This window comes from Acidovorax sp. CCYZU-2555, assembly GCF_018413525.1.
Classification (GTDB): domain Bacteria; phylum Pseudomonadota; class Gammaproteobacteria; order Burkholderiales; family Burkholderiaceae_C; genus Comamonas.
On record NZ_JAHCDD010000042.1, the window covers coordinates 1 to 22,508 of the forward strand.

The 22,508-nt window shown below is 65.1% G+C and carries 23 protein-coding genes and 1 tRNA gene; 15 read left to right on the forward strand and 9 right to left on the reverse strand.

What is annotated here, in order from left to right; all coding sequences use genetic code 11:
- On the forward strand, positions 1-495 hold a 495-nt coding region (locus KHY18_RS15355), incomplete at its 5' end, for a LysR substrate-binding domain-containing protein (protein ID WP_249729153.1).
- On the opposite strand, the gene KHY18_RS15360 is transcribed toward KHY18_RS15355, so the two are convergent.
- Positions 448-726: a hypothetical protein gene (locus KHY18_RS15360; protein ID WP_213301562.1), complete on the reverse strand. Its 279-nt coding sequence runs from the start codon at positions 724-726 to the stop codon at positions 448-450. The two genes, KHY18_RS15355 and KHY18_RS15360, sit on opposite strands and share 48 nt — an antisense overlap.
- Before the next feature lie 74 nt (positions 727-800).
- Here KHY18_RS15360 and hemA point away from each other — a divergent pair, with 74 nt between their 5' ends.
- From hemA to paeA, 5 genes are all read left to right on the forward strand, one after another.
- On the forward strand, positions 801-2,102 hold the full coding sequence (gene hemA / locus KHY18_RS15365; protein WP_213301564.1) for a glutamyl-tRNA reductase: 1,302 nt from the start codon (positions 801-803) through the stop codon (positions 2,100-2,102).
- A 116-nt stretch (positions 2,103-2,218) separates the two neighbouring features.
- Positions 2,219-3,301 carry a peptide chain release factor 1 gene (prfA, locus tag KHY18_RS15370; protein WP_213301566.1) on the forward strand — a complete coding sequence of 361 codons (1,083 nt, stop codon included), beginning with the start codon at positions 2,219-2,221 and terminating at the stop codon, positions 3,299-3,301.
- Between the two features lie 2 nt (positions 3,302-3,303).
- Positions 3,304-4,143, forward strand: a complete 840-nt coding sequence (gene prmC / locus KHY18_RS15375; protein WP_213301568.1) for a peptide chain release factor N(5)-glutamine methyltransferase — start codon at positions 3,304-3,306, stop codon at positions 4,141-4,143.
- 57 nt (positions 4,144-4,200) lie between these two features.
- Positions 4,201-4,524 carry a Grx4 family monothiol glutaredoxin gene (gene grxD / locus KHY18_RS15380; RefSeq protein ID WP_213301570.1) on the forward strand — a complete coding sequence of 108 codons (324 nt, stop codon included), beginning with the start codon at positions 4,201-4,203 and terminating at the stop codon, positions 4,522-4,524.
- Positions 4,525-4,705: 181 nt separating this feature from the next.
- Positions 4,706-6,028 carry a polyamine export protein PaeA gene (gene paeA / locus KHY18_RS15385; RefSeq protein WP_213301572.1) on the forward strand — a complete coding sequence of 441 codons (1,323 nt, stop codon included), beginning with the start codon at positions 4,706-4,708 and terminating at the stop codon, positions 6,026-6,028.
- Here the strand turns inward: paeA and KHY18_RS15390 are convergent, their stop codons facing one another.
- Together KHY18_RS15390 and KHY18_RS15395 are read right to left on the reverse strand one after the other, a co-directional pair.
- Complete coding sequence (locus tag KHY18_RS15390) at positions 6,029-6,700, reverse strand: lytic transglycosylase domain-containing protein (RefSeq protein ID WP_213301574.1); 672 nt, start codon at positions 6,698-6,700, stop codon at positions 6,029-6,031.
- Positions 6,700-8,445, reverse strand: a complete 1,746-nt coding sequence (locus tag KHY18_RS15395) for a proline--tRNA ligase (protein WP_213301577.1) — start codon at positions 8,443-8,445, stop codon at positions 6,700-6,702. The genes KHY18_RS15390 and KHY18_RS15395 overlap by 1 nt, the downstream gene beginning before the upstream one ends.
- Positions 8,446-8,538: 93 nt before the next feature.
- On the opposite strand from KHY18_RS15395, the gene KHY18_RS15400 reads away from it, so the two are divergent.
- Positions 8,539-9,225, forward strand: coding sequence for an RNA pyrophosphohydrolase (locus KHY18_RS15400; RefSeq protein WP_213301679.1), 687 nt, complete (start codon positions 8,539-8,541; stop codon positions 9,223-9,225).
- Between the two features lie 32 nt (positions 9,226-9,257).
- Here KHY18_RS15400 and proB read toward each other — a convergent pair whose 3' ends face one another.
- The 4 genes from proB to rplU form a co-directional block, all read right to left on the reverse strand.
- Positions 9,258-10,400: a glutamate 5-kinase gene (proB, locus tag KHY18_RS15405; protein WP_213301580.1), complete on the reverse strand. Its 1,143-nt coding sequence runs from the start codon at positions 10,398-10,400 to the stop codon at positions 9,258-9,260.
- A gap of 112 nt (positions 10,401-10,512) precedes the next feature.
- Positions 10,513-11,628, reverse strand: a complete 1,116-nt coding sequence (gene cgtA, locus KHY18_RS15410; protein WP_213301583.1) for an Obg family GTPase CgtA — start codon at positions 11,626-11,628, stop codon at positions 10,513-10,515.
- A gap of 244 nt (positions 11,629-11,872) precedes the next feature.
- Positions 11,873-12,130, reverse strand: coding sequence for a 50S ribosomal protein L27 (gene rpmA, locus KHY18_RS15415; protein WP_159910762.1), 258 nt, complete (start codon positions 12,128-12,130; stop codon positions 11,873-11,875).
- Between the two features lie 13 nt (positions 12,131-12,143).
- A complete protein-coding gene (gene rplU, locus KHY18_RS15420; protein WP_213301682.1) occupies positions 12,144-12,455 on the reverse strand; it encodes a 50S ribosomal protein L21 in 312 nt (103 codons plus the stop codon).
- Between the two features lie 232 nt (positions 12,456-12,687).
- On the opposite strand from rplU, the gene KHY18_RS15425 reads away from it, so the two are divergent.
- Complete coding sequence (locus tag KHY18_RS15425) at positions 12,688-13,617, forward strand: polyprenyl synthetase family protein (protein ID WP_213301686.1); 930 nt, start codon at positions 12,688-12,690, stop codon at positions 13,615-13,617.
- A 36-nt stretch (positions 13,618-13,653) separates the two neighbouring features.
- Positions 13,654-13,730, forward strand: a tRNA-Pro gene (locus KHY18_RS15430).
- Between the two features lie 65 nt (positions 13,731-13,795).
- Here the strand turns inward: KHY18_RS15430 and KHY18_RS15435 are convergent.
- A complete protein-coding gene (locus tag KHY18_RS15435; protein WP_213301585.1) occupies positions 13,796-15,418 on the reverse strand; it encodes an aminotransferase class V-fold PLP-dependent enzyme in 1,623 nt (540 codons plus the stop codon).
- Positions 15,419-15,520: 102 nt separating this feature from the next.
- On the opposite strand from KHY18_RS15435, the gene KHY18_RS15440 reads away from it, so the two are divergent.
- Together KHY18_RS15440 and KHY18_RS15445 are read left to right on the forward strand one after the other, a co-directional pair.
- A complete protein-coding gene (locus KHY18_RS15440; RefSeq protein ID WP_349630303.1) occupies positions 15,521-15,982 on the forward strand; it encodes an Lrp/AsnC family transcriptional regulator in 462 nt (153 codons plus the stop codon).
- A gap of 174 nt (positions 15,983-16,156) precedes the next feature.
- Complete coding sequence (locus tag KHY18_RS15445; protein WP_213301591.1) at positions 16,157-16,636, forward strand: carboxymuconolactone decarboxylase family protein; 480 nt, start codon at positions 16,157-16,159, stop codon at positions 16,634-16,636.
- A gap of 3 nt (positions 16,637-16,639) precedes the next feature.
- Here KHY18_RS15445 and pdxR read toward each other — a convergent pair whose 3' ends face one another.
- On the reverse strand, positions 16,640-18,079 hold the full coding sequence (gene pdxR / locus KHY18_RS15450) for a MocR-like pyridoxine biosynthesis transcription factor PdxR (protein ID WP_213301594.1): 1,440 nt from the start codon (positions 18,077-18,079) through the stop codon (positions 16,640-16,642).
- Positions 18,080-18,143: 64 nt separating this feature from the next.
- On the opposite strand from pdxR, the gene KHY18_RS15455 reads away from it, so the two are divergent.
- From KHY18_RS15455 to KHY18_RS15470, 4 genes are all read left to right on the forward strand, one after another.
- On the forward strand, positions 18,144-18,638 hold the full coding sequence (locus KHY18_RS15455; RefSeq protein ID WP_213301597.1) for a GNAT family N-acetyltransferase: 495 nt from the start codon (positions 18,144-18,146) through the stop codon (positions 18,636-18,638).
- A gap of 39 nt (positions 18,639-18,677) precedes the next feature.
- Positions 18,678-19,355, forward strand: a complete 678-nt coding sequence (locus KHY18_RS15460; RefSeq protein WP_249729155.1) for an FMN-dependent NADH-azoreductase — start codon at positions 18,678-18,680, stop codon at positions 19,353-19,355.
- A gap of 170 nt (positions 19,356-19,525) precedes the next feature.
- On the forward strand, positions 19,526-21,271 hold the full coding sequence (gene pilB / locus KHY18_RS15465; RefSeq protein ID WP_213301600.1) for a type IV-A pilus assembly ATPase PilB: 1,746 nt from the start codon (positions 19,526-19,528) through the stop codon (positions 21,269-21,271).
- A gap of 28 nt (positions 21,272-21,299) precedes the next feature.
- Positions 21,300-22,508, forward strand: coding sequence for a type II secretion system F family protein (locus KHY18_RS15470; RefSeq protein ID WP_213301603.1), 1,209 nt, complete (start codon positions 21,300-21,302; stop codon positions 22,506-22,508).

A 22,508-nucleotide genomic window follows, 5' to 3' on the forward strand; every position in this document is an offset into this window, starting at 1 on the left:
CCCTGGCCCGCGCATATCGCGGCCGACTACATCGTCGGGCGCGAACTCGTGCCCATCTGCCGCCCCCAGGACCTGCAGGGCCCGAACGCAATCCGCACGCCCGCCGACCTGCTGCGCCGTCCGCTGCTCGCGCACACCAACTACCAGCGCAACTGGGCCCAGTGGTGGGCGCATGTCGGCGGCAGCGGTGAAGTGCCCGCGCCGGCCGCCGATTTCGAGCTGGTGTCCATGCTGGTGCAGGCCGTGATTGCCGGCATGGGCGTGGCCGTGGTGCAGCGTTGCCTGATCGAGGACGACCTGGCCGCGGGCCGCATCGTGATCGCGATCGACCAGGCCGTGCAGATCGAGCGCGGCTACTTCCTGTGCCGGCCCGCGGGCCGCACGCCCACGCCGGCGCTGCTCGATTTCCGCGAATGGCTGCTCAAACAGGCCGCATCGGCGAGCGCCTCAGCGCCGCCAGGCGCCCGAGAGAACCCACTGGCAACAGGCACATGACAGCACCAGCGCGGCATAGGTCGCGAGCTTGCCATCGTGGCTGAACAACACCAGGCCGCCCAACAGCACGCCGCAACCTACAGCGAAATTGATAGCTACCTGCATCCACCAGCCAGTGGTTTGCGCTGCTTTGGGCACAATGAAACGCGCGGCCGTGGCCAGGCCCAGCGCAAGCGCCAGGGCCGGGGCGACAAAGTTCAGCAGATGCGCGAGCGCGGCGGGAAAACCCATGGCAGATGACCTAAATCAAGGCTTATGTAAGCAGAGGATGCCAAGTCGGCGCATAAATTTTATAATGAGCGTCTATGGCAGTCTGGGCTTTAGGCATCAACCACCACACGGCTCCGCTTGATTTGCGGGGTCGTTTTGCGTTTGCGCTCGACCAGATCGCACCGACGCTGCAAGGCCTGCGCCAGTCTCTGGCAAGCAGCGGCCGCCACGACGGCGTCGAAACCGCCATCCTGTCTACCTGCAACCGCACCGAAATCTACTGCGCGGCCAATACGCCGGCCATCGCCCACACGCTCGACTGGCTCGCGCGCAGCGGCGGCGTAAGCCCCGAAGTGCTGCGCTCGCACTCCTATCAGCTCGAAGAAGGCCTGGCCGCGCGCCACGCGTTCCGCGTCGCCAGCGGCCTCGACTCCATGGTGCTGGGCGAAGCCCAGATCCTGGGCCAGATGAAGAACGCCGTGCGCGCCGCCGAAACCGCGGGCGCGCTGGGCACCACGCTCAACCAGCTGTTCCAGCGCAGCTTTGCCGTCGCCAAGGAAGTGCGCAGCTCGACCGAAATCGGCGAGCACAGCATCAGCATGGCCGCCGCGGCCGTGCGCCTGGCCGGCCAGCTGTTCGAAGACCTGGGCAAGATCCGTATCCTGTTCGTCGGTGCGGGCGAGATGATAGAACTCGCGACCACGCACTTCGCGGCCAAGAATCCCCAGCACATCACGATCGCCAACCGCACCATGGAGCGCGGCGAAAAGCTGGCCGCGCGCTTCGGCGCCGACGTGATGCGCCTGTCCGAGCTGCCCGATCACCTGCACGAATACGATGCAGTGATCAGCTGCACGGCATCGAGCCTGCCCATCATCGGCCTGGGCGCGGTCGAGAGCGCGTTGAAAAAGCGCAAGCACCGCCCCATGTTCATGGTTGATCTGGCCGTGCCGCGCGACATAGAACCCGAAGTCAAGGCGCTGCGCGACGTCTATCTCTATACCGTCGACGATCTGGCCCATGTGGTGCAGACCGCTCAGGCGCATCGCCAGGCGGCCGTGGCCCAGGCCGAAGCCATCATCGACACCGGCGTGCAGAGCTTTCTGCACTGGATGGACCAGCGCAGCCCGCAAGGCGGCGTCGTGCCGCTGATCCAGCAACTGCACGAGCAGACCAATGTCTGGCGCGCCGCCGAAATCGCGCGCGCCAAGAAGCGCCTGGCCAAGGGCGACGACATGGACGCCGTGCTCGAAGCGCTGTCGCGCGGGCTCACGCAGAAGATGCTGCACGGCACCATGACCGAACTGCATTCGGGCGACGCGGAGCAGCGCGCCCAGACCGTTCAAGCCGTCTCGCGGCTGTTCCTGCGCTCGCAGGGCGACAAGAACGCGCTCTAGCGGCGACCCCTGGGACAAGCGCCTGCCCGGGCGCTGCGTCTCGCCGGCCGCGCGCCGGCATTGCTCCCCAGCCCTCTTTCCCGCTATGCCCGGCATAGCGCAAACCGCTCCCCGCCATGCAAAACTTTCTCCGCAGCCAGCTGCAACGATTCGCCCAGCGCCTAGAGGAACTCGACTTCCTGCTGTCGCGCGAAGACATCATGAGCGACATGGCCCAGTACCGGAAGATTTCGCGCGAACATGCCGAAGTCACGGCCGTCGCCGGCCGCTACGCGCGCTTCGTGCAGCGCGAAGCCGACCTGGCCGAGGCCCAGGAAATGCAGGCCGACCCCGAGATGGCCGACATGGCACAGGAAGAAATCGCCAGCGCCACGGCCGAACTGGCCCAGCTCGAAGACGAGTTGCAGCGCCTGCTGCTGCCCAAGGACCCCGACGACGCGCGCGACGCCTATCTCGAAATCCGCGCCGGCACGGGCGGTGACGAGTCGGCGCTGTTTGCCGCCGACCTGGCGCGCATGTACACGCGCTACTGCGACAGCGTGGGCTGGAAAGTCGAGATCATGAGCGCCAACGAGAACGAAGTCGGCGGCTACAAGGAAATCGTGCTGCATGTCTCGGGCGACCAGGTCTACGGCAAGCTGCGCTTCGAGTCGGGCGGCCACCGCGTGCAGCGCGTTCCCGCGACCGAAACCCAGGGCCGTATCCACACCAGCGCCTGCACCGTGGCCGTGATGCCCGAGCCCGATGAAGCCCAGGTGATCACGCTGAACCCGGCCGACCTGCGCATAGACACGTTCCGCGCCAGCGGCGCCGGCGGCCAGCACATCAACAAGACCGATTCCGCGGTGCGCGTGGTTCACTTGCCCACGGGCATCGTCGCCGAATGCCAGGACGGCCGCAGCCAGCACGCCAACAAGGCCAAGGCATTGCAGGTGCTGCAGGCGCGCATCCAGGAAAAGGAACGCAGCGAACGCGCGGCCAAGGAAGCCGCCCAGCGCAAGGGCCTGATAGGCAGCGGCGACCGCTCCGATCGCATCCGCACCTACAACTTCCCCCAGGGCCGTTTCACCGACCACCGCATCAACCTCACGCTCTACAAGCTGCTGTACATCATGGAAGGCGACATGACCGATGTGCTGCAGGCATTGCAGCACGCGCGCGAAGCCGAACAGCTCGCCGAACTCGAGGTCAACGGCTGACCATGACGCTGCAGCAAGCCCTCCACCAGGCCCAGCAGGCCGGCCTGTCGCGCATAGACGCGCAGCTGCTGCTGCTGCATGCCATCGGGCGCCCCGACGCGGGCCGCGCCTGGCTGCTGACGCACGACACCGACGCGCTCACACCCGAGCAGCAGCAGACGTTCGACGCGCTCGCCGCGCGCCGGCTCGCGGGCGAACCCGTGGCGTATCTCACGGGACGCAAGGAGTTCTACGGCCTGGCGCTGCAGATCGACGCGCGCGTTCTCGACCCGCGGCCCGACACCGAAACGCTGGTCGACTGGGCGCTCGAAGTGCTGGCCGACCGGACTGCGCCGCGCATCGTCGACCTGGGAACGGGCAGCGGCGCGATCGCGCTGGCGCTGCAGCGCCAGCGCCCCGACGCCAGCGTCTGGGCCGTGGATGCGAGCGCCGACGCACTGGCCGTGGCCGCGGGCAATGCGCAAAGCCTGGGCCTGGGCGTGCAGTTCGCCCAGGGCTCATGGCTGCAGGCGCTCGCGCCCGATCAGCGCTTCGACGCCATCGTCACCAACCCGCCCTACATCGCCGCCGATGACCCGCACCTCGCGGCGCTGACCCATGAGCCCCTGTCGGCGCTGGCCAGCGGCGCCGACGGCCTCGACGACATCCGTGCGATCATCGAACAATCGCCCGCCCACCTGGCGCCAGGCGGCTGGCTGTTGATCGAACACGGCTGGGACCAGGCGCCTGCGGTGCAGGATCTGCTGCGCGCCGCGGGCTTTTCCGCCGTGCAAAGCCGCAACGATCTGGCCGGCATTGCCCGTTGCACTGGCGGGTGCATGACGGATTTGAACAGACAGTGAAATAATCACGGGTGTAGCCATGCCGCATGCGCGGCCGCCCCCCTTTTGGAGTCAAACATGAGCACTACCCACCAACGCATCGACGACCTCGTCAAGAACAACGAAATCCTGCTGTTCATGAAGGGCAACGCCAGTTTCCCGCAGTGCGGCTTTTCCGGCCGCGCGCTGCAAATCCTCAAGGCCTGCGGTGTCGACACCAAGACCATCGCCACGGTGAACGTGCTCGAAGACCAGGAAATCCGCCAGAGCATCAAGGAATACAGCCAGTGGCCCACCATTCCCCAGCTGTACGTCAAGGGCGAGTTCATCGGCGGCTCGGACATCATGATGGAGATGTACGAATCCGGCGAACTCCAGCAGATTCTGGACAACAAGGCCTGAGCCTGCGCTGACACCTCATCAAGCCGCCTTCGGGCGGCTTTTTGCCGCCAGGTGCCTGGTGGCACCCGGCACTTTTTCTTGCGTGCGGCCGCCTCCTTCAAGGAGTTGGCATCTTTTATGATGCAATGGCTGCCATGGCCCTGCTGCGAGGTCTTTTTCGCGGCTTTTCGTTCTTTTGCCTATGAGTGTTTCCCAAAGTCTGTTCACCATTGCCGTGCTGATTGCCGTCAGTGCCTTCTTTTCGATGGCCGAAATCTCGCTGGCCGCCTCGCGGCGTCTGCGCTTGCGACAAATGGCCGATGAAGGCGATGCCCGCGCCGATCGCGTGATGCGCATGCAGGATCAGCCCGGCTACTATTTCACGGTGGTACAGATTGGGCAGAACGCGATCGCCATTCTTGGCGGTATCGTCGGCGAAGGTGCTTTCAGCCCTTACTTCACGCGCGTGTTCGAACTTTGGGTTTCAGCCACCACGGCCGCGACGCTGGGCTTTCTTTCGTCGTTCTTCATCATCACGTCCCTGTTCATCGTCTTCGCCGACCTGATCCCCAAGCGACTGAGCATGGCCGAATCGGAAGCCGTGGCGCTGCGCGTGGTCGGGCCCATGCAGACTTTCATGACGCTGTTCAAGCCCATCGTCTGGCTCTACAGCCGCACCACCGACGGCTTCTTCAAGGTGCTCGACCTGCCTACGCAGCGCGATGAGCGCATCACTTCCGACGACATCCTGGCGATGACCGAAGCCGGCGCGCGCACCGGCATGATGGGCCAGCGCGAGCAGCAGATGATCGCCAACGTGTTCGAGCTCGACTCGCGCACTGTCTCCTCGGCCATGACCCAGCGCGAGCGCATCGCCTATTTCCTGCGCGACGACTCCGAGGAAGTCGTGCGGCTGCGCATCGCCGCCGAGCCGTTCTCCACCTACCCGGTCTGCGAAGGCGACATCGACCATGTGATCGGCTATGTCGACGCCAAGGACCTGTTCCAGCGCGCGCTGACCAACCAGCCGATCTCGCTGCGCGACGACTCCCTGGTGCACAAGGCGCTGGTCGTTCCCGACCGGCTCACGCTGACCGAAGTGCTGGACCAGTTCCGCCAAGTGCATGAAGATTTCGCGATCATCCTCAACGAATACAGCCTGGTGGTGGGCGTGGTCACGCTCAACGACGTGATGAGCACGGTCATGGGCGACATGGTCGACATGGACGACGAAGAGCAGATCGTGCGCCGCGATGCCAACTCCTGGCTGATCGACGGCGTGACGCCGGTCGAAGACGTGCTGCGCGCGCTGTCGCTCGACTCGCTGCCGCACGACGAGGAATACGAAACCCTGGGCGGTTTCCTGATGGTCATGCTGCGCCGCGTGCCGCGCCGCACCGACAGCGTGAACTGGGGCGGCTTCAAGTTCGAAGTGCTGGACGTCGACAGCTACCGCATCGACCAGGTGATGGTCTCGCGCATCGATGCCGAGGCGCCCGCGCCCGCCGCCGCGGCCACGGTCTGATCAGGCCCGGCTCGCCGGATCGAACAGCCACTTGCGCTGCGCCGCGAACACCGCATTCGGATAGGGCGGCTTGCCGCGGCTGCCGTTGTAGCGGCCCAGCGCCATGAACATGTCGCCGCGTTCGCGGTCGAGGTAGTGGCGCAGGATCACGCAGCCAAAGCGCAGGTTGGTCTGCATGTGGAACAGCTTGCCCGCGTCGCCATCGCCGATCACGCGCATCCAGAACGGCATGATCTGCATGTAGCCGCGCGCGCCCACGCTGGAGATCGCGAACTTGCGAAACGCGCTTTCGACTTCGACCAGGCCCAGCACCAGACTCACGTCCAGGCCCGCGCGCCGCGACTCGTACCAGACGGTCTGCAGGAATTCACGCCGCACCTGGGCATCGGCCTTGCGCCGATAGAGCCGGTCGCTCATCGCGGCCAGCCAGCGCAGGTACGACAGCTTGGCCTCGGTGGAAGCAAATGCGAGCTCGGGCGGCTCGGAGCTGGCGACCGCCGCGCGCAGCGCGCTGCGCACCGAGTCGGCCAGAGGTTCTTCGAGCTGCCCGCCCGCATACACGGGCAGCGCCGACACCATCAAGGAGGCCGGTAGCGCGGCCAGCAGGCCACGCCGGCGCAGCCCCGCGGCCGCGGACCGCGGCAAGGGTGCTGCGGTGCGGCCTGCGGGCATCACAGGCCCAATCGCGCCTTGAGGTGGTCGAGGATGCCGTCCTGCGCGACCTTGCTGGCTTCGGTCTCGCGGCGGTGCTGGTACTCGACCGTGCCTTCTTTCAGGCCGCGGTCGGAAATCACCACGCGGTGCGGCACGCCGATCAGCTCCCAGTCGGCGAGCATCGCGCCCAGACGTTCGTCGCGGTCGTCGATGATCACGTCCACGCCGAGCTTCAGCAGCGCGTCATACAGCGCGCCGGCAGTCGCCTGCACGGCCTCGCTGCGCGCCATGCCGATGGGGCACAGCACCACGGTGAACGGCGCGATCGCGTCGGGCCAGATGATGCCGCGCTCGTCGTGGTTCTGCTCGATGGCCGCGGCCGGCAGGCGCGTCACGCCAATGCCGTAGCAACCCATCTCGAAGAACGCGGGCTTGCCGTTGTCGGCCAGGAACGTGGCGTTCATGGCCTTGGAGTACTTGTCGCCCAGGTAGAACACATGGCCGACTTCGATGCCGCGCTCGATGGCCAGAACGCCCTTGCCGTCCGGCGAAGCGTCCCCGGCCACGACGTTGCGCAGATCGGCAACGACGGTCGGCTCGGGCAGGTCACGGCCCCAGTTCACGCCGATCATGTGGAAGCCTTCGACGTTGGCGCCGCAGATCCAGTCGGCCATGAGCGCCACGTCGCGGTCGACGACCACATTCACGGGCTGCAACAGGTTCAGCGGGCCCAGGTAGCCGGGCTTGCAACCGAAGTGGGTCTCGATTTCGGCCTGGGTCGCGAAGCGGAAGCCGGCGTCGAGGCCGGGCACCTTGGCGACCTTGATCTCGTTCATGTCGTGGTCGCCGCGCAGCAGCAGCAGCCAGACCTGGCTCTTGACCAGGATGCCCTTGTCGTCGAGCACGTCGGTGGCCAGCACCAGCGACTTCACCGTGGTCGAGAGCGGCACGCCCAGCAGTTCGGCGACATCGGCGCAGGTGCTCTTGCCCGGCGTCGCGGTCTGGGTGAGGGCCAGCGTCGCAGCGCCGCGCTCACCCGTGGGCGCCAGCGCTTCGGCCTTCTCGAGGTTGGCGGCGTAATCGCTGTCGGGGCAATAGACGATCGCGTCTTCACCGGTCGCGGCAATGACCTGGAATTCTTCGCTCAGGTCGCCACCGATCGCACCGCTGTCGGCGCGCACGGCGCGGTAGCGCAGGCCGAAGCGATCGAAGATCTGCTGATAGGCCTGGCGCATGTTCTGGTAGCTCAGTTGGGCCGCGTCGCGGCTCTTGTCGAAGCTGTAGGCATCTTTCATGATGAACTCGCGACCCCGCATCAGGCCGAAGCGCGGGCGGCGCTCGTCGCGGAACTTGGTCTGAATCTGGTAGAGATTCTTGGGTAACTGCTTGTGGCTGCGAAGTTCCTGGCGCGCGATGTCTGTTACCACTTCCTCGCTGGTCGGCTGGATCACGAAGTCACGGCCGTGGCGGTCCTGGATGCGCAGCAGCTCGGGGCCCATCTTCTCGAAGCGGCCCGTTTCCTGCCACAGCTCGGCCGGCTGGACGACGGGCATGGAGATTTCGACCGCACCCGCGCGGTTCATCTCTTCGCGCACGATGGCTTCGACCTTGCGGATCACGCGCAGGCCCATGGGCATGTAGTTGTAGACACCCGCACCCAAGCGTTTGATCAGGCCCGCACGCATCATGAGCTTGTGGCTGACCACTTCGGCGTCGGCCGGAGCTTCTTTGAAGGTGGAGATGAAGAATTGAGAGGCTTTCATGGGGGCAGAGTACAGCGGAAATCAGGCGGGTGCGCTTGCCGGGGGCATGGCACCATGCATAATGGACGCAATTCAAAAAATTGGGGTTCGATTATGCTTGACCGGGACGGATTTCGCCCGAACGTCGGCATCATCCTGCTCAACCACAAGAACCAGGTGTTCTGGGGAAAACGCATCCGCACCCACAGCTGGCAGTTCCCGCAGGGCGGCATTGACCGGGGGGAATCTCCTGAGCAGGCGATGTTTCGAGAATTGCACGAAGAGGTGGGTCTGAAGCCCGACCACGTTCGCGTGGTCGCCCGAACCCGGGACTGGTTGCGCTACGAGGTGCCTGACCGGTATATCCGACGCGATGCGCGCGGGCATTACCGAGGCCAAAAGCAGATCTGGTATTTGCTGCAGTTGCTGGGCCACGATTGGGATCTGAACCTCAGGGCCACAGACCATCCCGAATTCGATGCCTGGCGCTGGAATGACTACTGGGTTCCGCTGGAAGTCGTGGTCGAGTTCAAACGTGGCGTCTATGAAATGGCGTTGACCGAACTCGCACGCTATCTGCCGCGCCAGGAACAGCGCAATCGCTACCTGCGCAGCGGCATGCGCAACCGCGAACAAGACGGCGGCGCAATGTCGATGGCCGCGCTGCCTTCACGCTCGACCCTGGGACTGCTGCATCCGGGGCTTGAACTGCCACCGGGCGCGAGCTTCGATCCCGATCCGCAGACCGATCTGACCGCCGCCAGCCAGCGCGCCGGCGCAGACAGCACCAAACACCCCTGAAACCGCTGCCAGGCCCCGCCTGGCGTTCGCTTTCAGTGGCCCGAGACAATCATATTGTCGCGGTGGATCATTTCCGATTCGGCGCTGTAGCCCAGCAGGCGTTCGAATTCGGCCGAGCTCTTGCGGCACAGCAGCCGTGCTTCGGCGCTCGCATAGTTGGCCAGCCCGCGCGCAATCTCCAGGCCTTGCGGGTTGCGCACGGCAATCACGTCGCCGCGCGAGAAATTGCCTTCCACGCCGGTCATACCGATAGGCAGCAGGCTCTTGCCTTCTTCCTGCAGCTTGTCGGCCGCGCCCTGGTCCACGCTGACCGCGCCCTTGAGCTGCAGATGGTCGGCTATCCATTGCTTGCGCGCCTGCTTTTTCGGCGTCTGCGCGAGCAGCAAGGTGCCGATGGCTTCGCCCGCGACCAGCCGGCCCAGCACATTCGGCTCGCGACCCCAGGCGATCACCGTGGAGGCACCCGAGCCCGCGGCGCGCTTGGCGGCCAGGATCTTGGTGATCATGCCGCCGCTGCCAATGTTCGAGCCCGCGCCGCCGGCCATGGCTTCGAGCGCCAGGTCGCCGGCCTGCGCTTCGTCGACGAAGCGGGCATCGGGGTTCTTGCGCGGATCGGCCGTGTACAGGCCTTTTTGATCGGTCAGTATGACCAGCGCGTCGGCATCGACCAGGTTCGCGACCAGCGCGCCCAATGTGTCGTTGTCGCCGAACTTGATTTCGTCGTTGACGACGGTGTCGTTTTCGTTGATGACCGGCACCACGCCCAGGCCCAGCAGCGTCAGCAGCGTGGTGCGGGCATTGAGGTAGCGTTCGCGGTCGGCCAGGTCGGCATGGGTCAGCAGCACCTGGGCACTGCCCACGCCCTGCTCGCGAAGCTTGGTTTCGTACATCTGCGCCAGGCCCATCTGGCCCACGGCCGCGGCCGCCTGCAGCTCGTGCACCTGCTTGGGACGCGTCTTCCAGCCCAGGCGTTTCATGCCTTCGGCGATGGCGCCGCTGGACACCATGACCACTTCGCGGCGCACGCCGTCGGCATCGCCGCGCACCAGGGCGGCGAGCTGCTGGCTCCACTGTGCGATCGCCTCTTCATCCAGACCCCGGCCTTCGTTGGTCACGAGGCTGGAGCCCACTTTCACGACGATACGACGTGCGTCACGCAAAACACTGGAAGCCATGGTTCAGTTTTTCTTGAGCGCCTGCCTCGCAGGCCACAGGCGCTGGTCAGTCAATGGCCCGAAGCTCGCTCAGGCCTCTCGCCCGGCAGGCCTTGCAGCCTGCCCGGCACTCTCACTGGGCGTCGTCGCCCGCGAAGCGCGGGTCGCGGGGATCGATTTCCGCCGGGGCATCGCCCACGAAGCGCAGATCGATTTCCTCTGGCGTGTTCTCGGCGCGCTGCTGGGCCTGCACATGCTGGAAGATGGTCTTGATCAGCGGCTCGCAGCCTTCGCGCGTCAGCGCCGAGATCTCGAACACCGGGCCCTTCCACTTGAAGCGCTTGACGAAGTCCTTGACGCGCGCCGCGCGTTCTTCGACCGGCACCATGTCGAGCTTGTTGAGCACCAGCCAGCGCGGCTTGTCGTACAGCGCGGCGTCGTACTTCTTGAGCTCGCCCACGATCGCCTTGGCCTGTGCCACGGGATCGACGGCATCGTCAAACGGTGCCATGTCGACCACATGCAGCAGCAAGCGCGTGCGTTGCAGATGGCGCAGGAACAGATGGCCCAGGCCCGCGCCTTCGGACGCGCCTTCGATCAGGCCGGGAATGTCGGCGATCACGAAGCTTTGCTCGGGACCGACGCGCACCACACCCAGGTTGGGGTGCAGCGTGGTGAATGGATAGTCGGCGATCTTGGGGCGCGCGTTGGACACGGCCGTGATCAGCGTCGACTTGCCGGCATTGGGCATGCCCAGCAGACCCACGTCGGCCAGCACCTTCAGCTCGAGCTTGAGGCTCTTGCGCTCGCCGGGCCAGCCAGGAGTCTTCTGGCGCGGAGCGCGGTTGATCGCGCTCTTGAAGCGCATGTTGCCGAAGCCGCCGTCACCGCCCTTGGCGATGGTCACGACTTCGCCCGGAGTCAGCAGCTCATAGAGCACTTCGCCGGTTTCCTGGTCGGAGAAGATCGTTCCCACGGGCACGCGCAAGGTGATGTCGTAGCCGGCGGCGCCGAACATGTCGGAACCCATGCCGTGCTCGCCACGCTTGGCTTCGTGCCGGCGCGCATAACGGAAATCGACCAGGGTGTTCAGGTTGGAATCCGCCACCGCGAAGACATGGCCGCCGCGGCCGCCGTCTCCCCCATTAGGGCCGCCGAATTCCTTGTACTTCTCGTGTCGAAACGAGACGCAGCCATTGCCGCCATCACCGGCAGCAATGTCAATATAAGCTTCATCGACGAACTTCATGAGGCATCCAGTTTACAAAACAGTGTGCTTTCGCTCAACGCAAAAGCATAAGGCCCCGTCGAACGGGGCAGGGCAAAAATACCCCTTAAAAACGGCTAACAAAACCAGGCAGTTGTAGCGAGGTGCGGCCGGCAAGGTGCGGCCGGCGAGGTGCCGAAGACCGTGCGACGACGATTTTGTTAGCCGCTCTAAACAGCAAAGCCCCGACAGGTCGGGGCTTCGCTGCGTGTCGAAGTGACAAACCTTATGCAGGCGTCACATTGACCATGTGCTTGGACAGTGCGCCCTTGGTGGAGAAGGACACGTGGCCCTCGACCAAGGCAAACAGCGTGTGGTCCTTGCCCACGCCGACGTTGTCGCCGGGGTGGAACTTGGTGCCGCGCTGGCGAACGATGATGGAACCAGCTGTGATCAACTCACCGCCGAAAGCCTTCACGCCGAGCATCTTGGGCTTGGAATCGCGCCCGTTTCGCGTAGAGCCGCCGCCTTTTTTCTGTGCCATGACTCAGCTCCTATTAAGCTACGATTGCCACGATCTGCAGTTCAGTGAACTGTTGACGGTGACCCTGACGCTTCTGATAGTGCTTACGACGGCGCATCTTGAAGATGTGCACTTTGTCGTGTTTACCGTGAGCAACAACAGTTGCCTTCACAGTTGCGCCGGACACCAGGGGTGCGCCGATCTTGATGTCTGTGCCGTTGCCGACTGCCAGAACCTGATCGATCACAATTTCCTGGCCTACGTCCGCAGCAATCTGTTCTACTTTGATTTTTTCGCCGGAAGCAACGCGATACTGCTTGCCGCCGGTTTTTATGACCGCGTACATGTATGACCTCTTTAATTGAGAGTTCTGCAGACGAATTTCCGCAGAGCCGGCGATTGTACCATGGCTGAATTTCTCGTGCATCAGGTTTGTCCGCACAGACCGTTTGCCGCAGCCAACGCCCACTGCCTTCATTTCGGGCCCACAGTTCCTATAATCCAAGGCTCACATGGCGGCCACCATTTTGACCACAGCTATCACCCCCACCAATCCCCTTTCCCTGATCGCCAACGACATGCGCGAGGTGGACAGCGTCATCGCCGACCGCCTGCACACCAGTGTTCCGCTGATCTCACAGATTTCCCAGTACATCATTGCCGCCGGCGGCAAGCGGCTGCGCCCGGCGCTGCTGCTGATGATCTGCAAGGCCCTGGGCTACGAGGAAAGCCAGCGCTTCAACCTCGCAGCCGTGGTCGAGCTGATCCACACCGCGACGCTGCTGCACGACGACGTGGTCGATGAATCGACCATGCGCCGCGGCCGCGCCACGGCCAATGAAGCGTTCGGCAACCCGGCCAGCGTGCTGGTCGGCGACTTCCTGCACACCCGCTCGTTCCAGATGATGGTCGCGGCGGGCAGCACGCGCGTGCTGCAGATCCTTTCGGATGCCACGAACATCATTGCCGAAGGCGAAGTCCAGCAGCTGATGAACATGCACGACGCCTCGCTCGACGAAGAAGGCTATCTGCAGGTGATCCGCTCCAAGACCGCGAAGCTGTTCGAAGCCAGCGCCCAGCTCGGCGCCGTGCTCGCGGGCAGCAGCCCGGCCGTCGAGGAGGCCTGCGCCACCTATGGCCAGGCGCTGGGCACGGCGTTCCAGATCATCGACGATGTGCTCGACTACACCGGCGACACCGCCGAAATGGGCAAGAACCTCGGAGACGATCTGCGCGAAGGCAAATGCACGCTGCCGCTGATCGCCGCGATGCAGCGCGCCACGCCAGAACAGGCGGCCATCGTGCGCGAAGCCATCGAACAGGGCTCGACCGAACAGCTCGCGACCGTGATCGCCATCGTGCAGGCCACGGGCGCGCTCGACGTGGCGCGCGCCGCCGCGCATGCCGAAGCACAGCGCGCAATCGACGCCCTGGCCCAACTTCCCGACAATTTGCACACGGCAAATTTGCTACAATTGGCCGCTCAACTCCTCGACAGACGCACTTGAAACCCTTGCGGATTTCGTGCCTGCGAAGGACGGTATCGGGGTGTAGCTTAGCCTGGTAGAGCGCTACGTTCGGGACGTAGAGGCCGGAGGTTCGAATCCTCTCACCCCGACCAGGAATGCATGCAAAAAGCCCAAGTGATTCAATCACTTGGGCTTTTTGCGTTGGGGCTGGAGAAAGTCAGCGCGCCGTGGCCAGGCCCTCGTCTGCACTTTCGAGCGACGGCTCGCTCCACATCGCCAGACCGCCCGCAAGACTCCAGGCCGACGCATGTCCGAGGCGGCGCAGCGCGCGCGCGGCCTGGGCGCTGCGGTTGCCGCTGCGGCAATAGAACACCACCGGCACCTGGGGCGCCAGCGCCAGCCATTGCGGCGCGGCCGAGAGCAAGGCCGACAGCGGCACGGCCTGCGCATTCGCGAGCAGCCCGCGCCGCACCTGGACCTCGCTCTCATAGGCTTCGCGCACATCGACCCACAGGCCGCCCGCCTGGGCCTGCAGCAGGGCCAGCGCGGCCGGCTGGTCGAGCACCACGTCCATGCTGCCCGCCAGGTCGTCGGCCGCAGCCAGGCTGGCAAGCGCCGCCGAAGCATCCAGCGGCGGCGCATAGGCCTGGGCCGGCGTCGCGCCACTGAGGCCGCGCGCGCGCAGCACCTCGCCGCAGCGCTGCAGGCGTGCACAGGCCGCGGCGATGAATTCCGGGCTGTCCAAAGCACCAAAAGACAGGCGCACCGCGGCCTGGGTCTGCCATTCGGGCAGGCCCATGGCCTGCAGCACATAGCTGGGCTCGGCCTTGGCGGCGCTGCAGGCCGAGCCGCCGCTGACGCGCAGGTCGGCGGCATCGAACAGGTCCAGCAGCAGGCGGGAGCTCACGCCACGCACGGCGAAATTCAAAGTGGTCGGCAGGCTCAGCGCGTCGGGCGCATTGAACTCCAGGCCCGCAAACGCCGCGCGCAAGGCCGCGACCAGCTGGGCACGGTGCGCGGCCAGCGCCGCCGGCGTCTGAAACACGTTGCCGGCTTCCATCGAGCGCAGGACCGCGCCCAGCGCGGCGATTCCCGCGATGTTCTCGGTGCCGCCGCGCAGCCCGCTCTCCTGGCCGCCGCCCGTCAGCAGCGGCGTGAAAGGCGCACCGTCACGCACATACAGCAGGCCTATGCCCTTGGGCGCATAGAACTTGTGGCCCGAGAACGGCGCGTAATCAATGCCGCGCTCGATCAGCTTCAACGGCAGCTTGCCCAGGGCCTGCACGCCGTCGACCAGCCACAGCGCCGGGCTTTCGCGCAGGATGTCGGCAATGGCATCGAGCTCGCTGATGACGCCGGTCTCGTTGTTCGCGGCCATGGTGCAGACCAGTCCCGCCGTGGGCGCGTGTTCTCGCAGCCAGGCCAGGTCATGGCGACCCATGGTGTCCACCGGAATCGGCAGCACAGGCAGGTTCAGCCCAAGCAGGCCATTCCAATGGTGCAGCGCCTGCGGCACCGCTTTGTGCTCGGTCGCGCCATAGAGCAGTGCCTGGGCCGCGGGCTCACCTGCGTCGCGGCGGCGGCGCAATTCGCACAGCGCCGACAGCACGCTGGTCTGTATGCCTTCAGTCGCGCCGCTGGTGAAGAACAACTGCCCGGTGGGCGCATCGAGCACCCGCCTCGCGCTGGCGCGCACGCCATCGACCACGGCGCGCGCCTTGAGGCCGCTGCCATGAATGCTGCTGGGATTGCCGAAGCTGTCGGCCATGACGGCCAACGCGGCCTGCCGGGCGGGGGGAAAGACGGCCGTGGTGGCGTTCGCGTCGAGATAGATTTCCATGGGGAAAATTTTCCACCAACGGCTCCGTATAGGACTTGCAAAATACCGCTTGATTTCAGATCATTGCGCGATGAAATTCCATATCCCAACAAAAAAGTGAAAATAGATTCCATCGACTGCAAGCTGCTGGAAAAACTCCAGCAGAACGCCGATACACCAGTGGCCGATCTGGCCGCCGAACTGGGCCTGTCGCAGACGTCGTGCTGGCGGCGCATACAGCGCCTCAAGGACGCCGGCGTGATCACGCGCAACGTGGCGCTGCTGGACCGCAATCACGCCAACGTCAGCGTCACGGTGTTCGTCGCCGTGCGCACCAGCACCCACAGCCAGGAATGGTTCGACCAGTTTCACGCCACGGTGCAGGCGATCACCGAAGTGGTGGAGCTGTACCGCATGAGCGGCGATGTCGACTACCTGCTGCGCGTCGTCGTGCCCGACATCGCGGCCTACGACAAGGTCTACAAGCGCCTGATCGCGGGCACCCAGCTGCTGGACGTGTCGTCGAGCTTTGCCATGGAGGAAATCAAGTTCACCACCGCCCTGCCGCTGACCTACGTTCGCTGAAGCTGCGCACCGCGATATGGCCCAGACCAAAACACCATTCATGGCCCTCACGGACCAGTCCATTGCAGCGCAACAATTGCTTTAACCGAGTCACCGGGACGGCGCCTGCAGGCGCTTTACCGGCCGATCCCGGCACCTGAAATCGGCAATTTTTCATTTTGACTGGAACGGACCATGAGCCAACGCCTCGACTACTACAAGTCTTCTCCCGATGCTGCCCAGAAGTACATGGAGTTCAACAACCTGCTGCACAAGAAGCCATTTCTCGCGCAGTACGGGCACCTGGTCACGCTGCGCGCTTCGCAGATCAACGGCTGTGCGTTCTGCGTCGACATGCATGTCAAGGAAGCGAAGATCCATGGCGAGCGCGAACTGCGCCTGCACCATGTGACCGTCTGGCGCGAGTCGACCTTGTTCAGCGCCAAGGAGCGCGCCATCCTCGAATGGACCGAGGCCCTGACCCAGCTGGGCGCGCATGGCGTCTCGGATGCGATTTTCGCCATCGTGCGCGCCGAGCTGTCCGACGAGGAGCTCGCCGACCTGTCCTTCCTAATCGTCGCCATCAACGGCTGGAACCGGCTCAGCGTCGCCTTCCGCGCCGTGCCGGGTTCGGCCGACAAGATCTACGGCCTCGACAAGGCCGGCCTGTCCTGAGCTCTAGAGCGACTGCCGTATCAGTGCCCCCAGGCGTTCGGCCTGGGCGGGCGTGGTGCAGTTGGTGAAGCTCAGCAAAATGGCCGAATCGCTGCGCTCCGACGCCCACCAGCGCGACATCGGCTGCACCGCCATGCCCTGGGCCAGCAGCTTCTCGGCCAGCGCCTGGTCGCTGCGCTCGCCGGGCAGGCGCAGCACCAGATGCATTCCGCCGGGCTGGGGCTCGGTGCGCAACCGGCCTTCGAGGCCGCGTTCCAGCGCAACGATGGTCGCCGCGCGTCGCTCGGCATAGAGCTTGCGCATGCGCTGGATGTGGCGCGAGAAATGCCCTTCGGCCATGAAGTCGGCAACGATGGCCTGGGTGATGGCCGGCGTCGCGGCGGCAAAGAAAATGCGCGCCACCCGCTCGAACGCCGCCACCTGCGCCTGCGGCACGACCAGATAGGCCAGCCGGATTCCCGGAAACAGCACCTTGCTGAACGTGCCCGCGTACAGCACGCGGCCATGCCGGTCCAGGCTGGCCAGCGCCGGCAGCGGCCGGCTCGCATACCGGTACTCTCCGTCGTAATCGTCCTCGACCACCCAGGCGCCTTGCGCCGCGGCCCATTCGAGCAGCGCATGGCGGCGCGGCAGCGAAAGCGACATCGACAAGGGGCTCTGGTGCGCGGGCGTGACGGTCACGACGCGCGCGTCGGGCGCGAGCGCAATGCCGCGCTCCACCACCAGACCTTGCGCATCGACCGGCACCGGTACCGGCAGCAGGCCCGACTCGCGCAGCAGCTGGCGCGTGGGCGGATAGCCGGGATCTTCGACCCAGGCGCGGTCGCCTGGCTGCATCACCGCCAGCGCGGCCAACTGCAGGCTCGCGCGGTAGCCGGTGGTGACAAACACTTGATGGGCGCCGCAGTCGATGCCGCGCGCCACCTGCAGATAGGAGGCAATGGCGCTGCGCAAGGCGGGCAGGCCGTGCGGCGGCGGATAGTCGAGGTCCGCGGCCTGCATGCCGCGCAGGTAGCGCGCGCCCAGCCGCGCCCATATCTTGCGCGGAAACGCATCCATTGCCGGCACGCCCATCTGGAACGGCAGCAACTGCGCGGGCCGCGAGATGGTGTCCTGGGACAGAAAAAGGGGTGCCTCGGCGGGCGCGGCCGGCTGCGGCCTGGGCGCTTCGGCCGGCGGCAGCGCCGGATGGATGACCGTGCCCGCCTGGCCGCGCGCGAGCAGATAGCCTTCGGACGTCAACAGCTCGTACGCCAGCTCGATGGTGCCGCGCGCCACGCCCAATTCCTTTGCCAGCGCACGTGCCGAGGGCACGCGGTCTCCGGGCGCGAGGTCGCCGGCGGCAATCGATGCGCGCACCCGGTCATATAGCTGGCGGTACAGCGGCGTGCTGCTTTCCCCGGCCAGCGGCGCAAAGGCATCCGAAGAAATCGCAGGCGTCATGGTCTAGTCCATAAGTACAGTCTTGGCTCAAGGCATTGTGGCATGCGACTTGTAGAGTCGACCCATGCACTCCTCTCGCGCCCACCACCCTCGCCCCCAGCCCAGCGTTCTGGACCTGGCGGACAGCGCGCTGCGTCCGCTCGATTCCGCGGGCGACCTGCGCCTGGCCGCGCCGCTGATGCAGCAGCTGCGCCCGCACCTGGAGGGCGAAGCCGACTTCGCCGCGCGCGTGCAGCGCCAGCGGCTCGAAGGCTATCAACTCATAGGCGCATTCGCAGCCGACGGCAGCCTCGCGGCGCTCGCGGGCTACCGCCTGCAGGAAAACCTCATCTACGGCCGCTTCCTCTACGTGGACGACCTGGTGACGGCCGCGTCCCTGCGCGGCGGTCAGTGGGGTGCACGGCTTCTTCGTGCGCTGGAACGCGTGGCGCGCGCCGAAGGCTGCGCACAGCTGGTGCTCGACACCGGCCTGGCCAATGCACGCGCCCAGCGCTTCTATTTCCGCGCCGGGCTCTATACCGGCGCGCTGCGCTTTCAAAAAATGCTGGACGGCCGCTGAGCCCGCCCCGCCGCTCTTTCACCCATCCCAAGGAAGTCAATGAACACCACCTCACCCGCCCAGCCCTTGCGTCTGTTGCGCGTCTGCGGCAGCCCGCGCGGCGCGAACTCCGAAAGCCGGCGCCTGTCGCAGGAGATCGTCGATGCATTGATGGCCGCTCACCTTGTGGAACTGACCGAAGTGGACGCCAGCGACCTGCCCTCGGTCGACAGCGGCTATGCGCTCGCATTGGCTTCGCGCGAGGACCCCGCCCATCCGCCCGCCGCCGGCAGCGCCTTGCACCGCTCCGACACCCTGATCGCCCAGCTCGCCGCGGCCGATGTGGTGGTGATCGCCACACCGATGCACAACTTCACACTGCCGTCATCGATCAAGGCATGGGTGGACCATATCGTGCGCATACGCGTCACGTTCAACGCCACGCCGCAGGGAAAGATCGGCAGCCTGCCCGACCGTCCGGTCTACGTGGCGATCTCCAGCGGCGGCTTGATCACGGGCGAATCCGCACGCCAACCCGACTTTCTGCGGCCCTATCTGCGCCATACGTTATCCACAATTGGCTTGCACAACTTGCATTTCGTCACTGTGGAGGGCACGGCCATGGGCGAGACCGCGCTGCTCGCGGGCCGGCAGGCGGGCACGGCGGCCGTGACAGCGCTGTTTGCCCAGGACGAAACGCGGCAAAGATCGCCAGCATCCATGGCCCATGCGAGATGATGCGACCGCGGCAGCGGCAAATGGGCCGCTGGCGCAAAGACCATTCAGGGTGAAGACCGGGTCTCGGCGCCTTGGTACAAGTCCTTGCAAAATTTCCCGCGCGGCTATGCAGCCTGCCGCGAATGAGGGATGATAGGGAGAATTAACTCTCGCCTCGAACCGCCTGCTTCATGCCTGCTGCTGACTCCGTCACTTCGTCCTCATCCAGCAAGGCGCTGCCCGGATTGGGTCGCGCGCTCATTTCCGCGGGCACCATCTCGGCCGAGATCGCCGAAGAGCTGCACAAGAAATCCCAGACTGCGCGCACCAGCTTCATTGCCGAACTCATAGGCTCAGGCACCGTAACCTCGTCGGCGCTGGCCCACACCCTGTCGACGGTCTTCGGTGCCCCACTGCTCGATCTCGACGCCGTCGACCCCGCCACGCTGCCCCAGGGCCTGCTGCCGGCCAAGCTGTGCCTGACCTACCGCGTGGTGGTGCTGAGCAAGCGCAACAACCGCCTGACAATCGCCGCGGCCGACCCCACGGACCAGGAAGCCGCCGAACGCATCAAGTTCACATCCCAAATGGGGATCGACTGGATCATTGCCGAGTACGACAAGCTGGTCCAGCTGTGCGAAGCGACGCACAAGACGGCGAACGAATCGCTGCAGACCTACACCGCCACCGGCGAGTTCAATTTCGACGACATCAAGGCGGAAGAGACCGAAGAGGCCAGCGAAGCCGCCAATGCCGCGGCCTCCGACGTCGAAGACGCGCCCATCGTCAAGTTCCTGCACAAGATGCTGCTCGACGCCTTTCACATGCGCGCGTCCGATCTGCACTTCGAGCCTTACGAGCACAACTACCGCGTGCGCTTTCGCATCGACGGCGAGCTGCGCGAGATCGCCTCGCCGCCCATCGCCATCAAGGACAAGCTCGCGTCGCGCATCAAGGTCATCTCCCGGCTCGACATCTCCGAGAAACGCGTGCCGCAAGACGGCCGCATGAAGCTCAAGGTCGGGCCCGGCCGGACCATCGACTTCCGCGTGAGCACCTTGCCCACGCTGTTCGGCGAGAAGATCGTGATCCGTATCCTGGACCCCGAAAGCGCCAAGATGGGCATCGATGCGCTCGGTTACGAGCCCGAGGAGCGCGAACGGCTGATGCATGCCATCGGCCGCCCCTACGGCATGATCCTGGTCACCGGCCCCACGGGTTCGGGCAAGACGGTGTCGCTCTATACCTGTCTGAACCTGCTGAACAAGCCCGGCGTCAACATCGCCACGGCCGAAGACCCGTCTGAAATCAACCTGCCGGGCGTCAACCAGGTCAACGTCAACGAAAGAGCCGGCCTGAGCTTCGCCACCGCGCTCAAGGCCTTTCTGCGCCAGGATCCCGACATCATCATGGTCGGTGAAATCCGTGACCTCGAGACCGCCGACATTTCGATCAAGGCGGCGCAGACAGGTCACCTGGTGCTGTCGACGCTGCACACCAACGACGCGCCGACCACGCTCACGCGCATGCGCAACATGGGCATCGCGCCGTTCAACATTGCGTCGAGCGTGATCCTGATCACCGCCCAGCGCCTGGCGCGGCGCCTGTGCCCGCTTTGCAAGCAGCCCGCCGACATTCCGCACGAAGCGCTGATCGATGCCGGCTATGACGCCGATGAGATCGACGGCAGCTGGGTCACCTACAAGGCCGTGGGTTGCAAGGCCTGCAACAACGGCTACAAAGGCCGGGTCGGCATCTACCAGGTGATGCCCATCACGGAAGAGATGCAGCGCATCATCCTGCGCGATGGCAGTGCCCTTGAAATCGCCGCCCAGTCCAAGCTCGAAGGCGTGCGCTCATTGCGCGCATCCGGCCTGCACAAGGCGCGCCAGGGGCTGACATCGCTTGAAGAAGTGCTCGCCGTGACCAACGAATAAAACAGCCCAGCACACGAGAGGGAACGGCATGGCGACTGCAGGCATTCAGGATTTTGTCTTCGAATGGGAAGGCAAGGACCGGCACGGAAAGATCGTGCGCGGCGAAACGCGCGCGGGCGGCGAAAACCAGGTCCAGGCGACGCTGCGCCGCCAGGGCATCTTCCCCACGAAGATCAAGAAGCGGCGCACGCGCTCGGGCAAGAAGATCAAGCCCAAGGACATCGCGCTGTTCACGCGCCAGCTGGCCACCATGATGAAGGCCGGCGTGCCGCTGCTGCAGTCGTTCGACATCGTCGGGCGCGGCAACACCAATACCAGCGTGACCCGGCTGCTCAACGACATCCGCACGGACGTCGAAATGGGCACCTCGCTGAACGCGGCATTTCGCAAGCATCCGCTGTACTTCAACAGCCTCTACTGCAACCTGGTGGAAGCCGGCGAATCGGCCGGTATTCTCGAAACCCTGCTCGACCGCCTCGCGGTCTACATGGAAAAGACCGAGGCCATCAAGAGCAAGATCAAGTCCGCGCTGATGTACCCGAGCGCCGTGATCATCGTGACTTTCGCCGTGATCGCGGTGATCATGATTTTCGTCGTGCCGGCCTTCAAGGACGTATTCAGCTCGTTTGGCGCCGACCTGCCCGCGCCCACGCTGCTGGTCATGGCGATCAGCGAAATCTTCGTGCAGTGGTGGTGGCTGATCTTCGGCCTGATCGGCGGCGGCGCCTACTTCTTCCTGCAGGCCTGGCGGCGCAGCCCGCGCATACAGATGGTGATGGACAGGCTCATGCTGCGCCTGCCGATCTTTGGCGTGCTGGTCGAAAAATCCTGCATCGCGCGCTGGACGCGCACGCTGTCGACGATGTTTGCCGCGGGCGTGCCGCTGGTCGAAGCCCTCGACTCCGTCGGCGGAGCCTCGGGCAATGCGGTCTATGCGCTGGCGACCGAAAAGATCCAGCAGGAAGTGTCCACCGGCACCAGCCTGACTTCGGCAATGACATCGACCAATGTCTTTCCCTCGATGGTGCTGCAGATGTGCGCGATCGGCGAAGAATCCGGCTCCATCGATCACATGCTGGGCAAGGCCGCCGACTTCTACGAAGAGGAAGTCGATGAAATGGTTGCGGGCCTGTCGAGCCTGATGGAGCCCATCATCATCGTGTTCCTGGGCGTCATCATCGGCGGCATCGTGGTCGCCATGTATCTGCCCATCTTCCAGCTGGGACAGGTGGTTTGA

Coding starts and splice junctions, on each gene's coding strand:
- KHY18_RS15360 (WP_213301562.1), bottom strand. CDS start 726: ATGGGTTTTCCCGCCGCGCTCGCGCATCTGCTGAACTTTGTCGCCCCG.
- hemA (WP_213301564.1), top strand. CDS start 801: ATGGCAGTCTGGGCTTTAGGCATCAACCACCACACGGCTCCGCTTGAT.
- prfA (WP_213301566.1), top strand. CDS start 2,219: ATGCAAAACTTTCTCCGCAGCCAGCTGCAACGATTCGCCCAGCGCCTA.
- prmC (WP_213301568.1), top strand. CDS start 3,304: ATGACGCTGCAGCAAGCCCTCCACCAGGCCCAGCAGGCCGGCCTGTCG.
- grxD (WP_213301570.1), top strand. CDS start 4,201: ATGAGCACTACCCACCAACGCATCGACGACCTCGTCAAGAACAACGAA.
- paeA (WP_213301572.1), top strand. CDS start 4,706: ATGAGTGTTTCCCAAAGTCTGTTCACCATTGCCGTGCTGATTGCCGTC.
- KHY18_RS15390 (WP_213301574.1), bottom strand. CDS start 6,700: ATGCCCGCAGGCCGCACCGCAGCACCCTTGCCGCGGTCCGCGGCCGCG.
- KHY18_RS15395 (WP_213301577.1), bottom strand. CDS start 8,445: ATGAAAGCCTCTCAATTCTTCATCTCCACCTTCAAAGAAGCTCCGGCC.
- KHY18_RS15400 (WP_213301679.1), top strand. CDS start 8,539: ATGCTTGACCGGGACGGATTTCGCCCGAACGTCGGCATCATCCTGCTC.
- proB (WP_213301580.1), bottom strand. CDS start 10,400: ATGGCTTCCAGTGTTTTGCGTGACGCACGTCGTATCGTCGTGAAAGTG.
- cgtA (WP_213301583.1), bottom strand. CDS start 11,628: ATGAAGTTCGTCGATGAAGCTTATATTGACATTGCTGCCGGTGATGGC.
- rpmA (WP_159910762.1), bottom strand. CDS start 12,130: ATGGCACAGAAAAAAGGCGGCGGCTCTACGCGAAACGGGCGCGATTCC.
- rplU (WP_213301682.1), bottom strand. CDS start 12,455: ATGTACGCGGTCATAAAAACCGGCGGCAAGCAGTATCGCGTTGCTTCC.
- KHY18_RS15425 (WP_213301686.1), top strand. CDS start 12,688: ATGCGCGAGGTGGACAGCGTCATCGCCGACCGCCTGCACACCAGTGTT.
- KHY18_RS15435 (WP_213301585.1), bottom strand. CDS start 15,418: ATGGAAATCTATCTCGACGCGAACGCCACCACGGCCGTCTTTCCCCCC.
- KHY18_RS15445 (WP_213301591.1), top strand. CDS start 16,157: ATGAGCCAACGCCTCGACTACTACAAGTCTTCTCCCGATGCTGCCCAG.
- pdxR (WP_213301594.1), bottom strand. CDS start 18,079: ATGACGCCTGCGATTTCTTCGGATGCCTTTGCGCCGCTGGCCGGGGAA.
- KHY18_RS15455 (WP_213301597.1), top strand. CDS start 18,144: ATGCACTCCTCTCGCGCCCACCACCCTCGCCCCCAGCCCAGCGTTCTG.
- KHY18_RS15460 (WP_249729155.1), top strand. CDS start 18,678: ATGAACACCACCTCACCCGCCCAGCCCTTGCGTCTGTTGCGCGTCTGC.
- pilB (WP_213301600.1), top strand. CDS start 19,526: ATGCCTGCTGCTGACTCCGTCACTTCGTCCTCATCCAGCAAGGCGCTG.
- KHY18_RS15470 (WP_213301603.1), top strand. CDS start 21,300: ATGGCGACTGCAGGCATTCAGGATTTTGTCTTCGAATGGGAAGGCAAG.